The organism is Mesorhizobium sp. B2-5-11, assembly GCF_006440835.1.
Lineage (GTDB): Bacteria > Pseudomonadota > Alphaproteobacteria > Rhizobiales > Rhizobiaceae > Mesorhizobium.
On the sequence record NZ_VFUK01000008.1, the window covers coordinates 179,910 to 202,549 of the forward strand.

At 60.3% G+C, this 22,640-nt stretch carries 16 protein-coding genes and 5 pseudogenes; 18 read left to right on the forward strand and 3 right to left on the reverse strand.

Annotated elements, in window-relative coordinates:
* The first annotated feature begins 16 nt into the window (after positions 1 to 16).
* Both FJ490_RS23895 and FJ490_RS23900 read left to right on the forward strand, forming a co-directional pair.
* The gene (locus FJ490_RS23895; RefSeq protein ID WP_140501484.1) at positions 17 to 934 is read left to right on the forward strand and encodes an NADP-dependent oxidoreductase; all 918 of its coding nucleotides are present in this window, start codon (positions 17 to 19) and stop codon (positions 932 to 934) included.
* A gap of 1,161 nt (positions 935 to 2,095) precedes the next feature.
* Positions 2,096 to 2,629 (forward strand): DUF1993 family protein, encoded by a 534-nt coding sequence (locus FJ490_RS23900; RefSeq protein ID WP_181165396.1) that lies wholly within the window; start codon positions 2,096 to 2,098, stop codon positions 2,627 to 2,629.
* Between the two features lie 212 nt (positions 2,630 to 2,841).
* Here FJ490_RS23900 and msrA read toward each other — a convergent pair.
* Positions 2,842 to 3,371, reverse strand: a pseudogene (msrA, locus tag FJ490_RS23905) (peptide-methionine (S)-S-oxide reductase MsrA).
* 257 nt (positions 3,372 to 3,628) lie between these two features.
* Here msrA and FJ490_RS33645 point away from each other — a divergent pair.
* The 6 genes from FJ490_RS33645 to FJ490_RS23945 all read left to right on the forward strand — a co-directional run bounded on the left by FJ490_RS33645 (position 3,629) and on the right by FJ490_RS23945 (position 9,750).
* Positions 3,629 to 4,111 (forward strand): hypothetical protein, encoded by a 483-nt coding sequence (locus FJ490_RS33645; RefSeq protein WP_318013163.1) that lies wholly within the window; start codon positions 3,629 to 3,631, stop codon positions 4,109 to 4,111.
* Positions 4,112 to 4,461: 350 nt separating this feature from the next.
* Positions 4,462 to 4,968: a DNA starvation/stationary phase protection protein gene (locus FJ490_RS23915; protein ID WP_140501480.1), complete on the forward strand. Its 507-nt coding sequence runs from the start codon at positions 4,462 to 4,464 to the stop codon at positions 4,966 to 4,968.
* Positions 4,969 to 5,530: 562 nt separating this feature from the next.
* On the forward strand, positions 5,531 to 6,238 hold the full coding sequence (locus tag FJ490_RS23925) for a glutathione S-transferase N-terminal domain-containing protein (protein ID WP_140522747.1): 708 nt from the start codon (positions 5,531 to 5,533) through the stop codon (positions 6,236 to 6,238).
* 1,108 nt (positions 6,239 to 7,346) lie between these two features.
* Complete coding sequence (locus FJ490_RS33205; RefSeq protein ID WP_224656240.1) at positions 7,347 to 7,529, forward strand: hypothetical protein; 183 nt, start codon at positions 7,347 to 7,349, stop codon at positions 7,527 to 7,529.
* Between the two features lie 391 nt (positions 7,530 to 7,920).
* Entirely contained in the window at positions 7,921 to 8,322 is a 402-nt protein-coding gene (locus tag FJ490_RS23940; RefSeq protein ID WP_140522749.1) for a hypothetical protein, read from the forward strand.
* Between the two features lie 153 nt (positions 8,323 to 8,475).
* A complete protein-coding gene (locus tag FJ490_RS23945; protein ID WP_224656239.1) occupies positions 8,476 to 9,750 on the forward strand; it encodes an MFS transporter in 1,275 nt (424 codons plus the stop codon).
* 71 nt (positions 9,751 to 9,821) lie between these two features.
* On the opposite strand, the gene FJ490_RS23950 is transcribed toward FJ490_RS23945, so the two are convergent.
* Complete coding sequence (locus FJ490_RS23950; RefSeq protein ID WP_140501470.1) at positions 9,822 to 10,235, reverse strand: hypothetical protein; 414 nt, start codon at positions 10,233 to 10,235, stop codon at positions 9,822 to 9,824.
* Positions 10,236 to 10,576: 341 nt separating this feature from the next.
* Here FJ490_RS23950 and FJ490_RS23960 point away from each other — a divergent pair, with 341 nt between their 5' ends.
* From FJ490_RS23960 to FJ490_RS24005, 7 genes and pseudogenes are all read left to right on the forward strand, one after another.
* Positions 10,577 to 10,819 (forward strand): hypothetical protein, encoded by a 243-nt coding sequence (locus FJ490_RS23960; protein ID WP_140522750.1) that lies wholly within the window; start codon positions 10,577 to 10,579, stop codon positions 10,817 to 10,819.
* Between the two features lie 263 nt (positions 10,820 to 11,082).
* A pseudogene (locus tag FJ490_RS23965) lies at positions 11,083 to 11,694 on the forward strand (molybdopterin-dependent oxidoreductase); the annotation flags it as partial.
* 179 nt (positions 11,695 to 11,873) lie between these two features.
* Positions 11,874 to 12,344 (forward strand): annotated as a pseudogene (locus FJ490_RS23970) (cupin domain-containing protein).
* A 461-nt stretch (positions 12,345 to 12,805) separates the two neighbouring features.
* Entirely contained in the window at positions 12,806 to 15,739 is a 2,934-nt protein-coding gene (locus FJ490_RS23975; RefSeq protein WP_140565795.1) for a lysozyme inhibitor LprI family protein, read from the forward strand.
* Positions 15,740 to 15,786: 47 nt separating this feature from the next.
* Entirely contained in the window at positions 15,787 to 16,479 is a 693-nt protein-coding gene (locus FJ490_RS23980) for a hypothetical protein (protein ID WP_140522756.1), read from the forward strand.
* 794 nt (positions 16,480 to 17,273) lie between these two features.
* On the forward strand, positions 17,274 to 17,624 hold the full coding sequence (locus tag FJ490_RS23990; protein ID WP_140522758.1) for a DUF2200 domain-containing protein: 351 nt from the start codon (positions 17,274 to 17,276) through the stop codon (positions 17,622 to 17,624).
* 591 nt (positions 17,625 to 18,215) lie between these two features.
* Positions 18,216 to 18,384 (forward strand): annotated as a pseudogene (locus FJ490_RS24005) (DUF4158 domain-containing protein); the annotation flags it as partial.
* Positions 18,385 to 18,553: 169 nt separating this feature from the next.
* Here FJ490_RS24005 and gcvA read toward each other — a convergent pair.
* Positions 18,554 to 19,468, reverse strand: a complete 915-nt coding sequence (gcvA, locus tag FJ490_RS24010) for a transcriptional regulator GcvA (protein ID WP_140522762.1) — start codon at positions 19,466 to 19,468, stop codon at positions 18,554 to 18,556.
* Positions 19,469 to 19,719: 251 nt separating this feature from the next.
* Between gcvA and leuC the strand changes: the two are divergent.
* The 3 genes and pseudogenes from leuC to FJ490_RS24025 all read left to right on the forward strand — a co-directional run.
* Positions 19,720 to 21,126 (forward strand): annotated as a pseudogene (leuC, locus tag FJ490_RS24015) (3-isopropylmalate dehydratase large subunit); the annotation flags it as partial.
* The gene (gene leuD / locus FJ490_RS24020) at positions 21,123 to 21,761 is read left to right on the forward strand and encodes a 3-isopropylmalate dehydratase small subunit (RefSeq protein ID WP_140522766.1); all 639 of its coding nucleotides are present in this window, start codon (positions 21,123 to 21,125) and stop codon (positions 21,759 to 21,761) included. The pseudogene leuC and the gene leuD, both read left to right, overlap by 4 nt.
* Entirely contained in the window at positions 21,758 to 22,636 is an 879-nt protein-coding gene (locus tag FJ490_RS24025; protein WP_181165395.1) for an isocitrate lyase/PEP mutase family protein, read from the forward strand. The genes leuD and FJ490_RS24025 overlap by 4 nt, the downstream gene beginning before the upstream one ends.
* Positions 22,637 to 22,640: the final 4 nt, after the last annotated feature.

The following is a 22,640-nucleotide window of genomic DNA, read 5'->3' on the forward strand; positions in this document are numbered from 1 at the left end:
CGAGGAGACAATTCCCATGAAAGCGATCGTAGTGACGGACCAGGCTGCAGGAACGGCCGGGATGAAGTTGGTGCAGCGGCCCGAGCCGCAGGCGGCGATAAACGATGTCGTCGTCGAGATCCATGCGTCGGGGTTCGTCCCGACCGAGCTGACGTGGCCCTCGACCTGGACCGATCGCGTCGACGGCGACCGGACGCCATCGATCCCCGGGCACGAACTGGCCGGAGTGGTCACCGCCCTGGGCTACGGTACGACGGGACTGTCGGTGGGCCAGCGGGTGTTCGGCCTCGCCGATTGGTATCGCGACGGCACCCTGGCGGAGTATGTAGCCATGGAAGCGCGCAACCTCGCGCCATTGCCGGGCGATATCGACTTCACGGTGGGCGCTAGCCTGCCGATCTCGGGCCTGACCGCGTGGCAGGGACTGTTTCAGCACGGCCGTCTTCAGGCGGGGCAGAGCGTCCTTGCGCATGGTGCGGCCGGCGCCGTCGGGTCGATGGTGACGCAGCTCGCACGAGAGGCCGGCGCCTACGTCATTGGCACCGGACGCTCTGCCGACCGCCAGAAGGCGCTCGACTTCGGCACAAACGAATTCGTCGACCTCGAGAACGACACCCTGGAAGACGTGCGCGCAGTCGATCTGGTGTTCGATGTCATCGGCGGCGACATCCAGAAGCGGTCCGCGGCGCTGATCCGAGCCGGAGGCACGCTGGTGACCGTCGTCGGCCCGGCCGAGACGCGGCCCGTGGAGGGCCTGGCGGTCGACTTCGTCGTCGAAGCCGATCGTGCCCAGCTGAGCGAGATCGTCCAGCGGGTGCGGGACGGACGGCTGCGGACGAACATCGGCAAAGTCGCGCCCCTCGACGAGGCGATCGCCGCCTTCAACTCGACCGAACGACGCGCGGGGAAAACGGTCATCCGCGTTCGCCCGTGAGAGACACGTGCCGATCGATGCACGCAGCCAGCCGACGCCTTAATCCTTACCGGTCATACCGTTCCTGTCGCCGTGAGTGCAGGGTGACGGTCGGGAGCCGATTCGTCCGCATGGGGGCCATACCGGACGATGCACCATTCGAGGGAGTGGCTCCAAACAATGCGGCTCCGCAAGCTTGTGGCAAGGAGTTCCTCAATGGGTCTTGATGGATAACGGCGCGATCCGAGATGTCCTAGAGCGGTCGATAGAAATTGCCTTATGAGCTGCGAAGCGTCTTCGTGGCCCGCGTTGCCAACGTCCTGACGGTGGGGCGTTGCGCCGCGTTATTCGATCGCCGTGCTTCCAGGCACACGCTTCGCTCGCCGTCTGCCGGCAGACCACCGCCTATTGGCTGCTAACTTTGTTAGGCTGATGAGCAAGGAGACAGAAGGTGAAAAGGGAGATCCGGGACAATCCGCCATGAGCCGGTTTGCATTGCCTCTAGATTCGAAGACGGCGGGGTCGTCCTGCACACATTGGTGTCATAAGAGCTGTCCGGCCTGGGTACGGATCGCGGCTGGCGCATGGCGTTTTCGAAGCATTGCAACGCGACGGCAAAAGAGCGATCGCGAAGTGCCCCTTCATGTCTTCCTACGCCGCGCCGCACCCTGAGTACGGTGCGTTCCTCGACGGCTGATCGAAGACCGACGCGACGCCGGTTGCGACCGGAGCTTTTGGACAACGATATCCCATTCCTATCAAATGCATATCCAAAAGGAATTTCTAATTTCGTCGGTTGAGTCGGATGCTGACGTCCATTCGCCCGGTCGCGATGCGTGGCCGCCTCCAAAGCGATTGAATTCGCCAGCCAAGTCATAGTGTCTTCAGCGAGCGACAAAGGAGACCTCCAATGAAGTTACCGAGGACTGTCAGCCTGGGCGTTGCCATTGCGCCGGTCGCCGGCACCGCAGTGGCGCTCGCACAGGTCAGCGGAGCGGCTCCAGCCTGCCGCACGCGTAGGCGCTCACCTGCTGCGGCGGTTTCTCCGAGCCAATGTCGAGTCCGGCAGACTGGCGTGGCTAAATCGGAAGATTGATGGGCTTATTGTGACCACTCGTTCCCGTCAGCGACCTTTCGGGTCCGACGGACGTTCAAAGTACAAACGAGCGCATGGAGATTGGCGTGTCCTTCTCGGTCTATGACATCACTGTCCCTGTCATGGTACATGGCCTGAACGTGATGGATGATTATCTCGACCACGCTCAAGCGCTCGAGCGGAGCAAGGGATTCGATCCCGGGAGGATCCTTGGCGAACGGCTCACGCCCAGCATGCTGTCTTTCGGAGGACAGTTCTCCGTAAGCTGCAACAAGGTCGACGCGCACATGGCGAAGTTGATGCAGCGCCACCCGCCGGCACCCCGCACCACGGCGATGATGTATCCAGCATTGAAGGGGCGGCTCGTTGAGACGCGCGGCTTTCTACAAAACGTGCAGCCGGAGGAAATTGCCGGCGCGCAGTCCCACACATACGAGCTGACGCCGCCTATCGTGCGCGGGTGGTACGGCGGCGACGACTATATCCGGCACCTGGTTCTGCCTGACTTCTTCTTCCACATCTCGATTGCTCACGCGATCCTCAGGCGGCTCGGTGCGGCTATTGGGAAGCGCGACTATCTCGGTAACCTCACTCAGCAGAGCGGCGGTGATTACTCGTGAGGTGGTGGCGCGACGCACGATAACAGCCGATGCCTTCAAGCCTGGAAACGAGCTCCAGGCACATCAGTAGTGAGCGAGTTGCGAGAGGTCATTGGCGCGCGACAAGGCTTAGTTGAATTTGAGGCCGATATAGCCGAGCTGGGAGCTGCGGGTATCGACCCTCTCGTTTAGGTTCGGGCACAAGGGGATATGGCAGGCTCCTGGAAGGCGCCTCAGTCCTCCGGTCCCTCGACGGTCCGCGTCGCCTGGCATGCACGAGCCGACGGCAGTCGCCAGTTTGGCCGGATAATGGCAGCTTTGGCCGCCCGGGTGCCGTTGCAGGTAGTCCTGGTGCTCGGCCTCGGCCTGCCAGAACCGCTCCTCGGAGTTGATTTCAGTCGTGACAGGACCGGGCCACAACCCAGAGACATCGATTTCTGCGGCCGTCGCGAGCGCCGTCTCCTTCTGCCGTTCGTCGGGGGTAGAAGATGGCAGCTAGCTTGGTCCAAAGTCGCTCCTGCTCGTAGGTTGTCGGGTCGTGAAACTGGAAGAAGCGTTCAAGGATGGCCCGGTAGCTTACCACCGCGGGATCGAAGATGATCTCGATTGCCTCTGCGTGCGCTTGATGGTTGCCGTAGGTCGGATTGGGGAGGTCGCCGCCAGTGTAGCCGACGCGTGTCGAGACCACGCCTCGCACTCGCCGGGACATGGCCTGCATGCCCCAGAAGCATCCACCAGCCAACACCGCCTTTTCCGTCGCCATGTTGGAGTTCCTCTGACCGGCCACACGCCGTAGTGAGAGTACCGGTCGCCGACATGGTAAGATCATAGAAAGCGGACATCCAATCGATAACCGGCCGGGATGAGGTCGTCACGGACAGTCCTGCTACCCAGCCTCCGACAGGGCGCCTCCACGACCGGCTCTGACGTGCAGCTCGCTACGTGGAAAGCGGAGAACGAACTTACAAGCGGCTTGGGCGGTTTTGAAGGCTGACCGCCGGTATCTGATGAGCGTGATCTTTGTCTGACATCATTTGCTTTTGGCGAAAGTGGAAGAATTCGTCGCCTACAATTCCCGACCGGCATGAAATCCATACAACGTTTTCATTGGCCTGGATTGGCGGCTTCGGGCGAAATCTGAGCGCGCCAGAAACAACGCAATTTTCGATCCTGGGCAAACACACATTGCAGAAGAACTCCCGCAAACCAGAAGGACACCTACTAATGAACCTGAGACCCATTCTGTTCGGAGCATTGGCTTTTTCAACGCTTGGTGGCGGGGCTTTCGCAGGCGCTCTCGACTCGCCAGCGATGATGGCGCCGTTTTTCAATGATGCAGGAATGAAAACGATGAAGCCCAAGGCCGAATTCGAGGCCGCGTGGAAAAGCATGTCGAAGAGCGATCAGGACGCGATGATGAAAGAGTGCCAAGATGAGGCAATGAGCAAGCCTTACGCGGAATTTTGTGCGAACCTAAAGCCGCTAGGCGGCGCGAACCATTAGGCCGAAGCCCTTGATCGGCGACGGGCCTCGCGCCCGTCGTGCATGACTTGGCTGCAAGCCTACATCGAACGGCAACACTCCGTCAGTGGAAGACGGCTCATCATAAGCTGCTCGAGTCGACTTGATCGAGGCGTTTGCGTCCCCCCGCCCTGGGATCGTCGCGTGCGGCGTGGCGCCTGACGAAATGCCGGACCTTCCACATCGCTCGAACAGGTCGGCGGCTATGCGCTCGAGAACGTCAATAAAGCGATCGTCGCCCTAACCGGCGGTTTGACGAGCACGCGCCCTCCCCGCTCGTTCCACGCACGCCAGGGACTCCCACGTACAAAGACAATGAAAGGGCTGCCAACATGACAACAAATGTCCAAGAGCTGCCGAACGGCGAGCGAGACGAGCCGGCGGTGCGAAACTCGATTGCGACCTTCGCGGCAAAAATCAACCAGCTCCTTGCTGACGCTCTGTCGCTCTATCTCAAAACCAAAAACTTCCACTGGCACGTGAGCGGCCCCCATTTCCGGGATTACCACCTCATGCTGGACGAGCAGGCGAGCGACATTCTCGACCTGATCGACCCACTCGCGGAGCGCGTCCGCGCGGCCGGCAGCAGGACGATCCGCTCGCTTGGGCAGGCGGCGCGGCTGCGAACCATTGCGGACAACGATGCCGATGGCGTTGCACCGGTCGCTATGCTCGCCGAGCTCATGGAGGGCAACTTGGCCTTGGCGGCTTCGATGCGGCTGGCGCACAAGCTCTGCGACGAGTTGGACGACGTTGCGACGGCAAGCCTTCTCGAAGGGTACATAGACGCCGCCGAGAAGCGCGCGTGGTTCTTGCGCGAGGCGGCGCAGCCGCACTGATCATCGACGGATGCACTGAGCCGAAAGTTCAAAACACGATGGCGCGAGTCTGAAGCGGCGGCGTGTTCGCCAGGACTCACATTCGTTCATATCCAGAGTGAGCTCTGGTCTAGGCGGAAATCGGCGTGCGCGGACAAATACGGTCAGCGCACGCATTTCGACCGCCCACAGAATGGATCGGATGCCTGAGTTGAGCGACACGGACGAATTGCAGTGACCTCCAGCCGCGTCGAGACTGGCGCCCGCCGCTTCAGCGCCTTCCGGTGAAGTGGAATTCGATGTCGACCTTGTTCGTGATCGGGGGCGGGTCAGGAGACGTCCGCGCCGCGGGCGTGGCGTCGGGACCCGGCGCGAAGGTGATGCTCGCCGAGGGCTGCAGGTCGTGGTGCCGGTCGCGATCGAGTGTAGGCGTCAGGCGGTCGGGAATGAAATCGATAATGCAGCGGCACTTCCGTAGGGACGAACGCATTGGCAATGTGGCGTCGGCGGCTTGGTCCAGTGGCTCCGTCGACCCGGCGCCCGGCCCTTGTGCGCAGTCTGTGAAATCCTGAAGGTGAGTGCGATGATCAGCTTCTATTTCCACCCTACGCCCAATCCAGCCAAGGTGGCCCTGTTCTTGGAGGAGTCTGAGCTAACGTATGAGCTGGTGCCGGTCGACACCAGCAAAGGCGAACAACACCAGCCCTCATTTCGCGCCGTCAATCCCAATGGCAAGGTCCCTGTGATCGTCGACCCAGAAGGCCCAGGCGGAAAAAAGGTGCGGGTTTTCGATTCCAGCGCAATTCTGCTGTACCTGGCCGAGAAAACAGGCCGCTTCCTTGGTCAGCCCGCCGACCGGGGTGAGCTTTTGTCATGGCTTTTCTTCCTAGCAACAGGCCTGGGGCCCTTCTCGGGACAGGCTGTGCATTTCCAGTTTGCGGCTCCCGACGGCCTGGACTACGCCGTCAACAGATATCGCCGCGAAGTGGAGCGCCACTATCGCGTACTCGACAGTCAACTCGTCGGCCGCGACTATATCGTCCGGTCCGACTACACGATCGCCGACATGTCCGCCTGGGGCTGGATAGACCGTGCCTCACGTGTGATGAAGGGCGCCGACGATCCCTTGGCGCCGTTCCCGAACGTCAAACGCTGGTTCGCCGCAATCGATGGTCGGCCCGCCGTCGCGAGGGCGCGTGCGGTCGGAACGGATCACGAGTTCAAGAAGGTGAACGACGAGGAAACGATGCGTGCGCTCTTCCCGTCGAACTACGTCGCGGCCGACGGCTAGACCAGAGGCGACCGGATCTCATCCGGCCGCAATTGCGAGAATGGAAACCAGAACAGTACTGCATTTCCCAACGTCTGTTACGAAACTTAGCGTTCGGTGCGGGGTGTCTAGGGACCACTTGTCGTGTGGTGTCGCGTTCGCGGGTCTGTTCCTGTGACCGATATATTTTGCCGCCTGAGCGGCGAAAATCTAGGAGGATGTAGATGAACCTCGACGCGAGGGACATGGTCGTGGCTGTTTCAGATCTCTTGAGACGCGGCTACGACCACAAATACCGGATAAGGATGGCCAACTCTACGACCTGACTGCCGAGAAGCCCGTAGGTGGCGGCGGCGCCCGCGTTGATGGCGCGATAAGGTTCGAGAGCCCGCCCGAAGCGGGAGACGGTTCCAACATCTATGCGATCACCGACAGGGGGGGCGGCAGCAAGGGCTTGTTGATCGATACCTTTGATGCCTTGGACCAGGAGCGCTCGCGGGGGCTTGACGAACAGCTAAACGCGAACCGCCCCACACGTCACGACAACGGAGACTAAATAGCGAGCCGATATGGCCTGCGAAAGATATTTAAAGAGGAATTCGATCGGGATCCCGAGCGGTTTGTGCTGCGCATCGGGTTTCCTGACTTCCCCCCGTGTCCGTTAGGGCAGTCATCCTCCATGCTCGGGTTCGACACGGTGAAGCAATCCTACGTCTGTCTGGTCGCCAGCATCCTACGAGATTCCAGGGTTGAGAGAATCCCTTACCAGGGGGCTGACGTTCCCGACAACGAATGAGCGCGCAGTGGTCGGGCTTGCCGACACTGTCACCACAGCGCCGGCCCGCGGCGCCTCCTTTAAAACGACGTGAGATGAATAAGCAGATCGTGAAGCAAACAATGCTGTCGCTCGAGGCGCGCGACCTCGAGAGCGCGAGAGAAAAATACCTGGAGTATGTCGCGAGCGCCCGGCTGGATAGAAGTGAGCCGATCGAATACGATGAACAAGCGCAGGCGGAGCTCGCAAGCGACCTGTCTGAAGCCTTCGACGACACTGTTCACTCGCACTCCGACAAGATCGAGAAGCTCGACGATAGACTTCGGACCAAAGAGCAAGGTCGAAGAAGGCGCAATGCTGAAGCTACACGGTCGGTTTTTCGTTGTTGCCGTGCCGACGGCCAAATTTGCGTGCGACGGCAACGAAATTATGGGCATCTCCACGCAAGCGCCGATCTATGCTGAGTTGGAAGGCAAGCGCGCCGGTGACACGGTCTCGTTCAATGGAAGGGACCTCGTGATCGAAGAGGTCGCCTGACGGCTGCGACGCCGAATGTTGAAGGCAAGCACCCCGGCATAACGCGCGGCAAGTGATCCGGCTCTTGTGGGGTGGCTAGGGAATAAGCTGATGACGTAAGGTCTGAAGCACGGTCACGTCGTGCGCCTGAAGTGCACTCCGCACTTACTGTCGGCCGACGCTCTACGCCGCATTAACGCTTCCATGGCGCGCCGGGCGACTGGAATGGAAACGATAACAACCCGGCATTTCTAATGGTCAGCCTTTCGGGATAGCTCTGTGCAATTAACCGAGCTGACCCGAGAGACGCATGGAGTGGCCGCTAGCGTAAGGCGTCGTGATCGCCCTCTTAGATGATGCGCTATCCACGTCGCAAGGACCCGCCCAAGCAAACAAGCCATAGGAGTCACCAATGTCGTTCCGCTTCATCACCAAGTCTATGCACGCCTACCTCATCGATTATCCCGTCGCTGTCGTCTTGATCGCAGCACCGTTTGTGCTGAAGCTCGGCCAGAGCGGACCGATCGCGGTGTGGCTTTCGGTTGTTGTCGGTGTCGCGGCGCTACTCTTGCCCGCCCTTACCGACCATCCCACCGGGCTCGTCCATATCATTCCCTACTGGCTGCATCTTTGGGTCGACCGGGCCGTTGGCGTCGTGTTTGTCATCGCACCGTTCGCCTTCAAGTTTGCTGGGCTCGACGCTTGGTACTACTGGGTCCTCGCTGCCGCTGTCCTACTCACCACGTCGGTCTTTAACGCGCCTGAGGAGCCAGCCGCGACGCATTTGGGAGCGGACAGGCGTAGGGCGGCTTGAGGGCGACGATTGTCGCAGCGCTCTTCTGCGCCGCTAAGAAAACCATATGCACCGGCTAGTGGAAGGTTTCGTTCCTCGCTGCAATCGATGCCTATCGCTTCCGCAGATCTTCTCGAGTGACGCGCAGCGCAGCCTGGAACGGACAAAGCTCAATTGCGTGAGGCAGAAATGCACGGCTCGGTGCAAGACGTGCCACCAGTGATCAATGAGGCTCGCCGGGGCGGAATGCGCCAGCTGGCTTTCATATCCGCCATGGTGTCCCTGGTCGCTTCCTTTGCCGTAGCGGCCGCTCCAATCCCGCTCTACAACACCTACCGGGCGGAGGACGGGTTCACCAACGCCGGCATCTCTATGGCCGTGGTGGCGTACGCCATCGGCACTATCGCCTCACTGTTGGTGCTGGGACGTCTGTCCAATCATCTGGGCCGCCGGCTCACTTCGATCGCTAGCCTCGGTCTGCTGCTGCTGGGCTGTCTGCTGTTGCTGAATGTGCGCGACATCGAAATCCTGCTGGCCGGTCGGCTCCTGGTGGGTGTCGGCACTGGGTTGGCCAGCAGCAGCCTGACTTCCTACATCGTCGACGCCGCGCCCAGCAGGCCAGAATGGTTGGCCTCCGTCGCCTCCAGCCAGGGACCGATGCTGGGCCTCACTGTCGGCGCCATCGCCTCCGGTGCTTTGGTCCAGTTCGGCCCTTGGCCACGCGACCTCATCTATCTGGTTTGCGTCGGCTTTCTATTGCTGTCTGGTGGACTCATCTCAATCAGCCCGGAAACCGCAACTCTGACCCCGGGCGCTTGGCGATCGCTGTTGCCTCGGGTGGGCGTACCGGCCCACGTTAGGCATCTGCTCCCTGTGGCGGCAGCGGTGTTCCTGGCCACCTGGGCGACCGGAGCCTTCTACCAAGCGTTCGTGCCTGCGCTGGTGGAAGATCAACTCCAGACCCGCAGCCCGCTCATTCTCGGATTGGTGTTCGCCGCCTATATGACGCCCAGCGTTCTCGGCGCTCCTATCGGCGGCCGGTTCACATCGGCGGTCGCCCAACGCGTCGGAATGGTCATCTTCCTGACCGGAATGATCGGCGTCATCACGGCGATCGCCGCCGGCACACTTGTGTTTTTCATCATCGCAACCATCCTTGCGGGCGCCGGCCAAGGCATCGCCATCAGCGCCGCGACACGCGGTCTGTTGCGCGGCAGCACGCTAGCCGACCGCGCACCGATCTTCAGCGCGATCTATCTCCTCTGCTACAGCGGCGCCGCCTTCCCCAGCCTCATCTCCGGCAAGCTGTCCAACACTTTCTCGCTGCCGCAAATAGCCGTCGGGTACGGAGGGCTTGCCCTCCTCGCCACCTTGTTCGCGGTCATCGGTGCACGCAACCCGCACGCTTACACGACCGCGAACGACGGCTCATCGCGGTCGATAAAATGACCCAGAAAGAGAACGCCAGGACGGAAGCACAGTTGGCTGTCGCGCACCATGCTCCGCGCCGGCAAGCCGCTCTAAGTCTCCCGCCAGCCGGTCGAGCAAATCGCCACGCATCGCCAATATTCGCCCTGCTGCCTCTCCTCCCATTTGCTCTCATTGGCGACCCGGTGGTCCTGCTGGATGGGACGGTCGTTACTGATCACGAAAAGCAGGTTTACCGCGAGGCTCCGGGCGTAGATGCGATAATTATCCGGCGTGATCACGACGTCGGGATTGGTGTTGCGCTCCTGGAGCCATTCGATCGTTTGATCGACCTTGCCCTCGGCGGGCTCTTCCCAATTTTCGATATCCTGGTCGAGCGTTTGCTGGACCCTATAGGTGTACTGCAGAAACTGTACCGTCGGCTGATCACTGGCGTGCTTGATCAGACTCGCCACAAACTCCGTTTCCGTGACTGGGTAGAGGACCGGTTTTCCGACGGCGGTCATCCAGGTACCTCTTTCGCAACCGCCATTCACGTCTCCCTTTAATCCAGTAGTTTCGCGCGGGCGAAGCTTTTTCTTCACCCTTGAAGAATTTGACCCGACCGACAAGGCCTGGCTTGAGCCATTCGGCCTTTTCTTTTCAGGCCCTTCGACACCGGTCCGCCTATCTGCCCCGTTGCCGATGCTCCCAATAGGCGGCGGGCTTCTGTGGACGCACCACTGGCGGCGCGGTGCGGTTTCGGCAGCGGACGAGCTTAGCGTAAAAGCCATCGCGAAATGGAAGAGCAGCCCGCCTTGACGTAATGTTTGGCATCTCGGGGATGCGCGACCGGTGGGGAAGTCCGATGAGAGTAGCAATATTTTTCGCGGCGATCGTGATCGCTGCGACTGGTGGTGCCTTTGCCAAGGAGAAGAAAGTGGTGGTCGGTGATGCTGCGGCCCTGTGTTCTACGAAGCATTCGACCAAGAAGCCGGTGAGAGATCTGGACTGCGGTTTGACTGGCACGGCCAAATTGCCGGATGGAACAACGCCGGAAAAGCCGCGCCTCGGATACGACACCGATCCGTGGATCCTAAATGGCTTTTAAAGCTGGCTTCAGATAGCCGCCAACTTGCAGCGTGGCCGGATGGAAGCGTTTTCAGGTACTTGGAACGACACTCGCATGAAATTCCAACACAACCACACGAGTATCCCCTTTTACGCGAAATGCGGGGTCCGATTCCACGGTCATTGCCGTTCAATCGTATCCGTCCTGTCCATTTCGCCTGTGGCGGAGCTTGTTGAACCGCAAACCGAGTGTAAGGCGTGATGCGGAAGATTCCGAGCCGCAACCCTCGCCACGACAACAAATGGGGCGCCCGCAGCATGTCGCTGGCCGACGCCATGGATCCCAAAAACATCCTTTGTTACGAGATGAACGGGACTCCCTTGCCGCCTGATAATGGCTTCCCGTTGCGGCTTATAGCGCCTGGCTGGTATGGGATCGCGAATGCGAAATGGCTACAGCGTATCGATGTGCGCGACCAGCGCTTCGAGAACCGTTTCATGGGACGCGACTACGTCACACGGCGCGAGGAGGACCACAACGGCGAGACTGTATGGGTGGAGACTTCTGTCGGGCGGGCGCGGCTGAAATCGGCACCGGCCCGGGTCACTCATATCGGCAATGACTATCGCATTGTCGGGGCCGCCTGGGGCGCGCCGATCGACCGGGTTGAGGTGAAAGTCGACGATGGGCCGTGGATGCTGGCGGCCATCGATGAGACGGACAAGGCGGACTTTGCTTGGAAGATATGGTCGGTCAACTGGCCCAAGCCCTCCGCCGGGGAGCACAGCGTCACCTCGCGGGCGGTCAGTACAGAGGGGCAAGTTCAACCGGCTATGGACGATCCTTTGATTGCAAAAAAGCACACATACTGGGAGAGCAATGGCCAGGTAACGCGGCACGTCAATATCGTTTGAGAAGCGTGCTCGAAAATTCCCTTGGGTGAAGCGCATGCGCGAGACTCGCATGCGCTTTCGCCAAGGGCAGCGGTTATACTGAGCCGACAAATCGCTTGCCTAGGTGTGACGCGCGGACCTTGGCGAGCCCAACCCGGCACGCCGCCGGAATGGGTAGCCCGCCTAGACGGGAGGCTACCATGAAAGTTGCATCGCTACTTGCAGTCGGCTGGATCATATCCTGCGCAATCGCCCCCTTTGCTTCGGCCGAGGACGCGCACACTGTGACCACTCCCAGCGAGGTTAAGTGGGGTCCGGGCCCCAAAACGCTTCCTGCTGGAGCAGAGTTGGCAATCCTGTACGGCGATCCGGCCAAGGAAGGTCCGTTTGCCCTTCGGCTCAAATAGCCGGCTGGGTATGCGATCGCGCCCCATACGCATCCGGGGCTTGAAGTTGACACAGTAATATCGGGAACCATTAATCTTGGCATGGGCGAGACCGCCAACCGTAGCGCCGTCAAAGCAATTCCTGCGGGCAGCTACTTCGCTTTGCCGCCAGGCATGGCGCATTTTGCATATTTCGACGAAGAGACGGTGCTCCAGCTCACCACTAACGGCCCGTGGGGCATAAAGTACATCAATCCGGCCGACGATCCTCGAAAGACGAAATAGCTACGAAGGCTCGAAAACGACAGGGTGGTGTGGACCCAGACGAGGTCGCCGCCGGCACTGACGAGACTAGCCAAGATAGTCTCAAGTGCACAACTTGCGCGCGCTGGGCAAGCGGGCATTTTTGGCAATGAGACGAGAACTCGCGCGGCTGCGGAGAAGTCAAGACTAGCTGCAAGAGAGCAGGGTTTCCGAACGCAGATCAAAACCAAGACAAGGGAGCTTGCCTCGCTCGTCGGACAGAGTCGCTCTCCGAAAGGCGTACTTGTGTCGATACGTGAGATGACCGAGGCTATCCTGCCTTGCCTATAATCGGATTTGTACGTCGATACTGCGGGATTCTGGGTATCAGGTGGCGCGGAGGTTTGGGCGGGAGCATCCTTCTGCAGGCAACCGATCCCGATCTGCGGCATGGCGGTTGCGGCAGTGGTTGTGCTGGAACGACACTTTTCCGGAGGGCGGCTATGCGAATTTTTATGACGCTCTGCGTCGCAGCCGCCGCTCTCCTTTTGGATGCGCCACAAAAGGCTGCAGGAGCAAGCTTTGATTGTTCTCGTGCGAGACTTTCCGTCGAGCGCATGATCTGTGCTGATGCATTGCTCTCCGATCTGGACGAGAAACTGTACGCGGCTTTTCAAGCGATTGACGGCCGGAAGGCACCGGAACTCGTGGCTGCTCAGAAACGTTGGATCAAGCAGAGAAACAAATGCACCGCTCCGACATGCGTTTCCACTTTGTACAGGGAGCGGATTTTCGAACTGTCCCAACTGGGTGCCACCGCGCAGGCAGTTCCAGGCAGCACAGCGGCATCTGCGTCTACGACACCTGCTGCAAGACTGGCGGGGGACGCTCGCAAGCAGGTTCTGAAGCTTCCGAGCCAAAACGATATTTACGTTCAGAACGCCGACGTGCTTGTTCAATTGATTCAAAAATTGCCAAGGGACATTCGTGATCTCCGATTTTTCCAGAATTACGACATAAGGTTAAGATCGTATTTTCAATTCCTTACCGCAGATCAGCAGCAAAGATATTCCAAGGTAATGGACGATTGGTGGCAGACAACCTTGAAAGAAATCGGCGGGCATCCCATTGCTGTTAGCGACATCACTCTCCTACAACTTATCGCGCCCAATTTCCCTCCTGAGCGTCAGGCGCAATTGCGCGAACTAGTGGGCAGTGCTCTTTCCTCTGGTCCCGGTCCCGCCCTTACGAACGCGGACACGCTATCGATCGAGGACGGAGTTGCTGTCGAGCCTACGGATCGGGAGATTTGGGAAGGCACTGCGCCGTGCGCGCCGAAGAATACGACGTATGACTTCGTTGTCCTTGGGTCGATCGATAAGGCGAATTCCGCCTATGTGATGTCGCGGGGAGATCAGCAGACGATCGTGCGATACGCAGCAAAATACGACCTGACCATCGGCACCATCGATCTCTCCGAAATGAGCATCATCCGCAACAATGATTTCGTCACGCTTCCCAAATCCGCGAACGTGGAACTTGAGGATGGCGGATCCACGCTGGCGATGCATCTTGCGCCATCCTGTGAGGTGCGTTTGCAGAGAAAGAAGTTTCCTGAGGCGGTCCTGCAGGCGATCTCGCACGCTAAAGCCGATCCGGCATATGTACCGGCGCAAGGCCTTCCGTTCTGCGTGAGCATGTTGGCGTGGTCGCATCAGATTCAAACTGGCGCGCCTAAACTCGACCTGACCAAGAACATTACGACAGACCCCCCCATGAAGCTGCTGATCGCCAGCGCATTCCACGATTCGATGACCAGGAAGTTCCTGGGGCGTCCGCTGACCACACTGGATACGCGACAGAAAGGAGACCAGGAAATCTGGTTCAGATGGACGGAGCTTGCGCGCGAGTGCCTGGCTCATCCGCTCTATTTCGACGACAGCCCCGCGCTGGTGAAAATAATACTTCCGTACTTGAACCATCTAGGTGACGAAGATGGCGAATTGGCGATCATCTCCACCGTGGAGAACCGCGTCAAACAGGTGGCCCAGGCTGGGGCAAATTTCAGTGCGACGGCCGATGGCTTCATGAAATTGCGGGCATATGTCTCGCCGCTCGAGATGCAATTGGAGCCGGTGCTGATGCAGGTTCGCCAAGCCGTGCTCAAGCCCCTGATCGACCGCGAGGCGGAGATCGCAATCGTCGCCGTGCATGCGGAGCCACCGGCAAAGCAAGGCAGTCCAAGACCGCTCGACAGGTTGAGCGTCATTGCGGATATGATCGACGCCCTGAGAAGTGCGGACCAAGCCGCAGAAGTCGCTTCGGCTGAGACCGTCGCTATCGGGATCGTCAATGCGGATTTGACGGAGATAATCGCGCTCGGCCGCACCCATGTCGAGTACGTCGGGGCGGACATATTCTCGCTCAGCCACCTGCAACAGTGGAAGAGCAAGACCGAAAACGAGCTCGGGAGATTTTCAGAATTCGCTTCCTACAAGACCGCCATGCAATCTGCCTCGCAGGAGATAGACGGCGTAATTCCGCAAGTCGTGGCCGGGCTGGCGAGCGTCGTGACCCAAGCCACGGACATCGGCGAGATCGGGACCATATCGAGCGCCGTCGCGGAGCTCCAATCCGGCCATTCCGACGTCATGACATCTCCCATGTGGCAGGCTTACATGCGCGGCCTCGACGGATGGTTTGCGGCCCATACGACGGGCAGTGCCGCGGTCGCCGGGACATCACCAGCCAGCCATGGCCAGAATGTGGCTTCGATCTTCCACTCCCCCGAGTTGAAGAATCGGCAGCTTGTGGGGGCGATTTTTGATCACGATTTCTTAGCGCTCAGAAACGATCAGGCGGACGCCTTCGCCGCTATCGTGGGGATGGTCAGGCCGATCAATCAGGCCTGCCCGGGAACCCTCACGGAAAAATTATTGCGAGCAGTGCTTCAGCGAGGACTGGGATCGGGCGTATTCGGGACCAGCGAAGATGCTCAGAACAACAATGCAGAGTTCCTGTTGCAGGAGGGGCAGTGGCTTGGAAAAGCCCTCAATAACCCCGGGCAGTTCATGAACGACATGGTCCGAGACGCGGCCGCTCAGGATCGCGCCGAGGCCGATGGACAACTCGTCACCGACATTTCCTGTAAAGACCCCGACATGCAAACCTTTTTTGCAAATGCCGAGGAATTCCTCGCAGACCCGACAAGCGGAATTCCAAATGATAAACTGGGCGTAGCCGAGATGTGTACGAAGGCCCTACCTGCAAACCAACCCGAGACGGCGCCTTATTGTGCTTGCGCAGGTCCTATTCTTGAACAGCGGTTGACTGCGGTTGAAGGCGCTTACCTGAAGTCCGATCCGCGCCGGAACTACTCGACCGTGGTCAACCTTCTGCCGAGCGTCAGTGAGGATCTAAGAAAGTGCCAGCAGTAGCACCACCTTGTTCTTCTGGTACATTGGCCGCGCGACTGATAGTTGCCATGCTGTCGGTTGGCATGTCGCTTGCGCCGGCACGGGCGACATCCCTCTACGACTTCTTTGTCAACTACCGCAGGCAGGATACCGATCTTCAGATCGCATTCTCTACAGAGGTTTTGCGCAGCGCGCGGCTCCAGAACGGAAAGCTGGCCGGCTGTATCGAGAAGAACTTTGTGAAGCACGGCCCGGCCTTCCTGCCCGTCTACGATGCCTTCAAAATCAAGCTTTATTCGACAATCACCCCCGCAAAAACCGGCGTCGAACAGTCCATCGTTGAGGCGATTTCCGAAACGTGCAATCCGGCCGCGCTGGCGGCATACCCCGACCTGGCGCGCGATAACGTGAGCGTTCATCCTACCGACGCTTTCCATTCCGAGTACCAGGACGATGCCGCCAGGCTGGGTGCTGCCACGATCGCGGTGAATACTCAGCTGGCGCGCGTCACTTCCGAGGGCGATGACGCCTATGCTGGCTGTCTGAACGAGAAGCTCGTTACCACTGACGGCGCGATCCCGGACGCGTTGGGTGATGACAAGACGGCATGGGCCTTGGGTGCGGAAGGACAAATTCTTGGAGCAATCATCTATTTCTGCAAGGAGCAGACGAATACTGCGTCCCGGAGAAGCCGGGGCAGTACCGTCCCACCGCCGAATCCGACTTCCACGACCCGATCTTCCGGAACCAACTGCAATTGATCGAAAGCGTAGCTGTTCAGCCGGGCATTGCAGCGGTTCATGCCGGCCCGGACAAACCAGCCGCCGATTCCCGTCGGCCATCCCCGCACCGGATCATAGGGCAGTTCCTCTAGCCGGAGCAACTCCGCTTTGCCCGATCGGTCCGATGAGAGCACCTCTCCCGCCAGTGGGCCACAACGTCCGAACACCGCAATGGTTATCGTTCTGATGAGAGGGCGCGCTTCGGGCTTGTTATCTTTTGAAAAGCCTCGAGGGTGGCTCCGCAAGAATGATGCGACTTCCGTCCGGGTCTGAAAACTGAGCGATTCTTCCGTCAAGGTGAAATTAGGGGCCGCAAGCGAGAGGTCGGCTGTCGGCATCGAGCAGCTCATCCACGCTCCACTTGACGGCGCGTGCCACTCCAGCCGATGTCGGGCTTATCTACGTCGATGGCGGGACCTGCCCCTGACCACGCTTTATGCGCGGCCTATGCAAGACCAGATGCCCTTCGCGTCGGATTTGATTGGTAGTCGCGCATTCTCACCGCAGCTGCCCAGAACAGGGCGGGGGGAGAAGCTCAAGATTTTGTCGAAACACCGCTGCTTTACATTCGCGGCGCGGATGAGCCTGGCGACATCAATCGTTATATCGACGGCTTTTCGTAGCGTTGGCATTCGCAGCATCCGCTGCGCCACTATTAAGGATTGCGGGCACCTTGCGCCCGAAGAACAGGCTGCTACGACACGCCGTGAACTTATCGTTTCCTGCGCCTCGTCGGGATGATCTAATACCACTTGGCACCAAGAGGGCGATGAATGACGAAACACCGCATCTATTCGATGAGCTTCGCCAAGGTGTATCCCCTTCTCGTCGCCAAGGCGGAGAAGAACGGCCGCACAAAGGCTGACGTCGACGAGGTAATTCGTTGGCTGACAGGTTACTCGCAAAAAGCGCTCAATGGCCAAATTGAGAAAAAGACGACCTATGAGGACTTCTTCGCACAAGCGCCCAAAATGAATCCATCGAGGTCCATGATAACCGGCGTCGTTTGCGGAGTCCGGATCGAAACTATCGAAGAACCCACAATGCGGGAGATCCGATATTTAGACAAAATGGTCGATGAGCTCGCCAAGGGCAAAGTGATGGACAAGATACTCCGCGCATAGTTCGCGCAAAGCGGTTTTCGACCCGACGCAGATCAAACCTCGGCGGATGCGCAAGGGGAATGCCGTCTCCTGCGGCCGAGCCCCACGTCTCGGCCGATGGGGAACCCCGCAACGGCCCAAGAGTGAAGTGCCGAGCATGCGTTCTTCAATATAGAAGGCGCGCTTGCTTCGGTCGGGACCTCTCCGAAGGATGTCGTCGTCGTACACGTCTTTGTGCCCGATCGTCAGGACAAGGAGATCGTCAACCGGCTTGTGGCCGAAAAGTTCCGCGGTATCCATCCAGCAAACACGACACTGTGTATGCCTTTGGGAAAGCCCGAACTGAAAGTCGAGATAGAGATCACAGCCTATCGGCGTCGGCGACCGGAAGAGCCGGAAAATAGACTGGCAGTTCACCTCGGCTGACGACTACATGGGGTGCGTGCATCGATTGCAGCAGGCATGAGGCCATCCGCCAACGTGCCGCTGCTTCTTGCGGTTATTAGCTTGCGAGAACAGCCGACTCATCAGTTTGATGAACATCGTCACAGCATCGTCGGTGAGCTTCTGGCCCAGATTCATGCGCCCGATCAGCGAGTCGCGACGGCTGGCATGATCCGCCACTATTCTCTTTCGCCCGGCCGATTTGCTGGAAAACCAGCTACGGCGCCGTGAACCCAATCAACTCGGCTTTGCCATCCAACTTTGCCTAATGCGCTACCCCGGCCGGCCACTGGCCCCTAATGAGGTTCCACCGAAAGCGATGCTCGACTATGTTGCCGGCAAATAGATGCAAGTCCGGTCGGCTACGCGAGCGGCTTTGGAAATGTTCGAGCCAGCACAAATCCGGGACCGACAGCCACGGGCAAACGGTGCGATTGATCGGGTCGCGCCACACATTTCAAAACCCCTGCGACCGGCGCCACCCAACCTCAAGCAAGTCACCGACTTCAACGAGCTCCATCGGCGGCCTCTTCCAACTCGGTCGCCTGCTGCACAATCCAGTTTTCGAAAGTGCGGATCAGGAGCGTCCGCCGCGTCGCGCGCGGATACACCAGATAGTAAGCGCCCTGCGTCGGCACTCTCAAACCGAAGGGTGCGATCAGGCGTCCCGTGCGCAGATCGTCCTCGACGAAGGCGCGCTGCGCCATCACGATGCCGAGTTCATCGGTAGCCGCCTGGTAGGCGAGCGCCGAATTCTCGAATTTGAGGCCGCTATTGCCGTCGACCGTCGTCACGCCAGCGGCATGAAGCCAGGCAGGCCAGTCATCCGGTCTGTGCATCGAACAGAGCAGGACGTAACGGACCAGATCCTTCGGCTCGACGAGAGGCGATGAGCTGCCAATCAGGCCAGGGCTGCAGACCGGCAGCACGATCTCCCCGAACAATCGCCTGCAATAGAGGCCCGGTGGAGGCTCCGAGCCGGAATGGATGCAGACGTCTATCTCCTCGCGATCGAAATCGACCTGCTGGTGCGAAGTAGTGATCTGCACGTCCACATCCCGATTGAGTGCGTGAAAACGGGCGAGCCGCGGCACGAACCAGCGGATGGCGAAGGTCGGGGGCAGCTTGATGCGCAATCTGTTGCCTTCCGGTTTTTCCTGAATGCGCCGCGTCTGCGCCTCGATCTGGTCGAAGGCGACGCGCAGCACAGCAGCCAGAGCCGCCCCCTCGGACGTCGTCTCTACTCCGCGCCTGAGCCGTAGGCACAAGGTTGTGCCGAGCCAGTTCTCAAGCTGGTGCAGATGGCGGCTGACCGCACCCTGGGTCACTGAGAGTTCCTGGGCGGCGCGTGTCAGGCTGCCGTTGCGCGCCGTCGCCTCAAAGGCGCGCAAGGCATTCAAGGGAGGAAGTCGGCGCGACATGTGCTATGCCTTTTCCTGATGGCAAAAGAGTAAATTGTGGGTGTACCCTAGGGCCGGAGGAGGTTACCGTCAGCAGAAATCTACTCTAACGGACGCATTATTGCGCGAACACCGGGCGGAGCCAAAAGCCAGAAGTCGCGGGTTTCACGACTCATGTGGGAGGAAAAGTCATGCCAGTTCACGCGCCGCCGACGCAAGCAGATGGCTTAGCAGCCGTTGCAACGTCTTCGGCGCGAGCTTCGGCCTCCTCCACTGGGCCGAAGACCGTCTTCGAGAAGATCTGGACCGCCCATCTCGTTCGGCAGTTGGATGACGGGCGCGACCTCATCTTCGTCGACCGGCACGTGCTGCAGGAGACGACGTGCGCCGCCGCTTTCGCGGGTTTGGAAAAAACCGGACGGCAAGTGCGTCATCCGGAGCTTACCCTTGCAACCCAGGACCACATCATCTCCACGGCGCCGGGTCGTACCGAGAACACCAATCCGGAAGGCCGCGAGCTCCTTTCCCTGATGCGGACGAATGCGTATCGGCACCACATCCGCCACTTCGGCGTCGGCGATCCGCGCCAAGGCATCGTGCACGTGATTGCGCCGGAACTGGGAGTTGCACTGCCGGGCAGCGTGCTGGCCTGCGGCGACAGCCACACCTCCACCGTCGGAGGGATCGGCGCGCTTGGCATCGGTGTCGGCACCAGCGAGGTCGAGCATGTGCTCGCGACGCAGACGCTTGCGCTCGCGCGGCCGGAGACCATGCGTGTCTCCTACGAGGGTACGCTCGGGCCGGGCGTAACCGCCAAGGACATGATCCTGCGCACCATCGGCGAATACGGCATCGCCGCAGGTCGCGGGGCGGCGGTCGAATACGCGGGGCCGGCGGTGCGGGCGCTCTCCGCAGAGTCGCGGCTGACACTCTGCAACATGTCGATCGAGTTCGGTGCGCGCCTCGGCCTCATAGCCCCTGACGAAACGACCTTCGACTATGTCCGTGGCCGCGAATTCGCACCCGCCGAGGCGGATTTCGAGCTCGCGCTGGCCTATTGGCGAACGCTGCGGACAGAGGCGGACGCCGTCTTCGATCGCGACGTCACCATCGATTGCGACAAGATCGTTCCACAGGTTACCTGGGGAACGACGCCGCAAGACGTCACGGGCATCGACGGGCATGTCCCCTACCCCGCCTCCTTTGCCGATGTGAAGCGCCGCGAACTCGCTGCTGCCGCAATTCGCTACATGGGGATCGAGCCTGGCAGTTCACTCGAGGGTATCCCGATCGACATCGCCTTCATAGGCTCCTGCACGAACTCACGTCTTGCGGATCTCGAAGCGGCGGCGGCCGTCGTGCGCGGGCGGAAAGTCGCTCCGAATGTTCGCGCGCTCGTCGTGCCGGGCTCCATGTCGGTGAAACGCGCAGCCGAAGACAAGGGCCTGCACCACATCTTCCGTGAAGCGGGCTTCGAGTGGCGCGATGCGGGTTGTTCCATGTGCGTAAGCATTAATGAGGATGTGGTCGGTCCGGGCCTGCGCTGCATGGCGACCAGTAACCGCAATTTCGAGAACCGGCAGGGGCCGCGCAGTCGCACCCATCTTGCGAGCCCCGCCATGGTCGCCGCTGCGGCGCTCGCTGGTCACATCACCGATGTCCGTAAGGGGAATGCATGAGAGAGCCCTTCGCCAGTGTCAATGGCGTGGTGGCAGTGATGCCGCTGAGCAACGTCAACACGGACGCGATTATCCCGTCGGCCTATCTGCGGTCCGCGATGGCCGACCTCGGCAAAGGCCTCTTCGGCGGCCATCGCTATGATGAGGCCGGCCGCGAACGGCCGGATTTCGTGCTCAACCGGCCGCCGTTCCGCGCTGCAAGCATTCTCCTGGCGGACGAGAACTTCGGCTGTGGAAGCTCACGCGAGGCGGCCGTCTGGGCATTGCAGCAGTTCGGCATCCGTTGCGTGCTGGCGCCGAGCTTCGCCGACATCTTCTACGAGAACAGTTTTCGCAATGGCCTGCTTGCCGGCTTGATCGACGCAGAGACATTCGCCGCGCTGGCCGCAACGGTCGAGAGCCGTCCCAGCAACCCAGTGTTCACGGTCGATCTGACGATGTCGGAGATCGCTGCGCCGGACGGGCACATCTACGCTTTCCGGGTGCCGGCGATGCGCGCTGAGGCGTTGGTGCGTGGCGACGATGAAATCGACACGACGCTTCGCCACGCCGCCGAGATCGAGGCTTATTATGCCGCCGGCAAGACAGGTCGCGGCTGGATCTACCGGCCCGTGGAAGGGGAATGGAACACATGACGCGTACGACCATCCGTGAGGCGCTGGCACAGGAGACGCCGCTCGTTACGCCGCTAGCACATGACGCGCTCTCCGCCAGGCTGATCGAACAGGCCGGCTTCAAGGCCTTCGCCATAGGCGGATCGGCGTTGCTCGCCGCCCGCCATGCCTATCCCGACATTGGACTGATCGGGCTGACCGACATGGTCGAGGGCATTCGCGATATCGCGGCTGCATCATCGCTGCCCTTCTTTGCCGACGCCGATGACGGTTATGGCGACGTGAAGAGCGTGGCGCGTACGATCGCCGCTTATGAAGCGATCGGCGTTCGCGGACTTCTCCTGGAAGACCAGAGTCGTGACCATAAGCAGCAGCGTGCCGACAAGGCGGCCGCGGTGGTCGAGGAAGCGGTGATCGAGGCGAAGCTTCGTACCGCCCTCGGTGCACGGAGGTATCCCGAGACTTTTATCATTGGCCGCACGGACGCCTATGGCCCGCTCGGCCTCGACGCGGCTATGCACAGGGCGGAACGCTTTCTTTCCGTGGGAGCTGACGGCATCTTCATCGCGGGGCTCCGCACCGAAGCGGATTACCGGAAGGTTGGTGCCGCCTTCAAGGGCGCCTATCTGTCGGCTGCCATGTTCGAGGGCGGCGATACGCCCTGGCTAAGCCCCGCCGAACTCGGCGCCATGGGCTTTACGCAGGTGTCCTTTCCGGCAAGCATCATCTTTCGCGTGGTCGCGGTCATGCAGCAGGCAGTCTCCGCGCTGCGGCGCCATGCCGAGGGGACGGAAACACTGCAGCCGCTCGCCAACGGCGTGGCCGTGCGCGGGATCCTGGATCAGGCAGTCAATCTCGACCACTGGCGGGCGATCGAAACTCCCGGGGCGAGGTAGGACG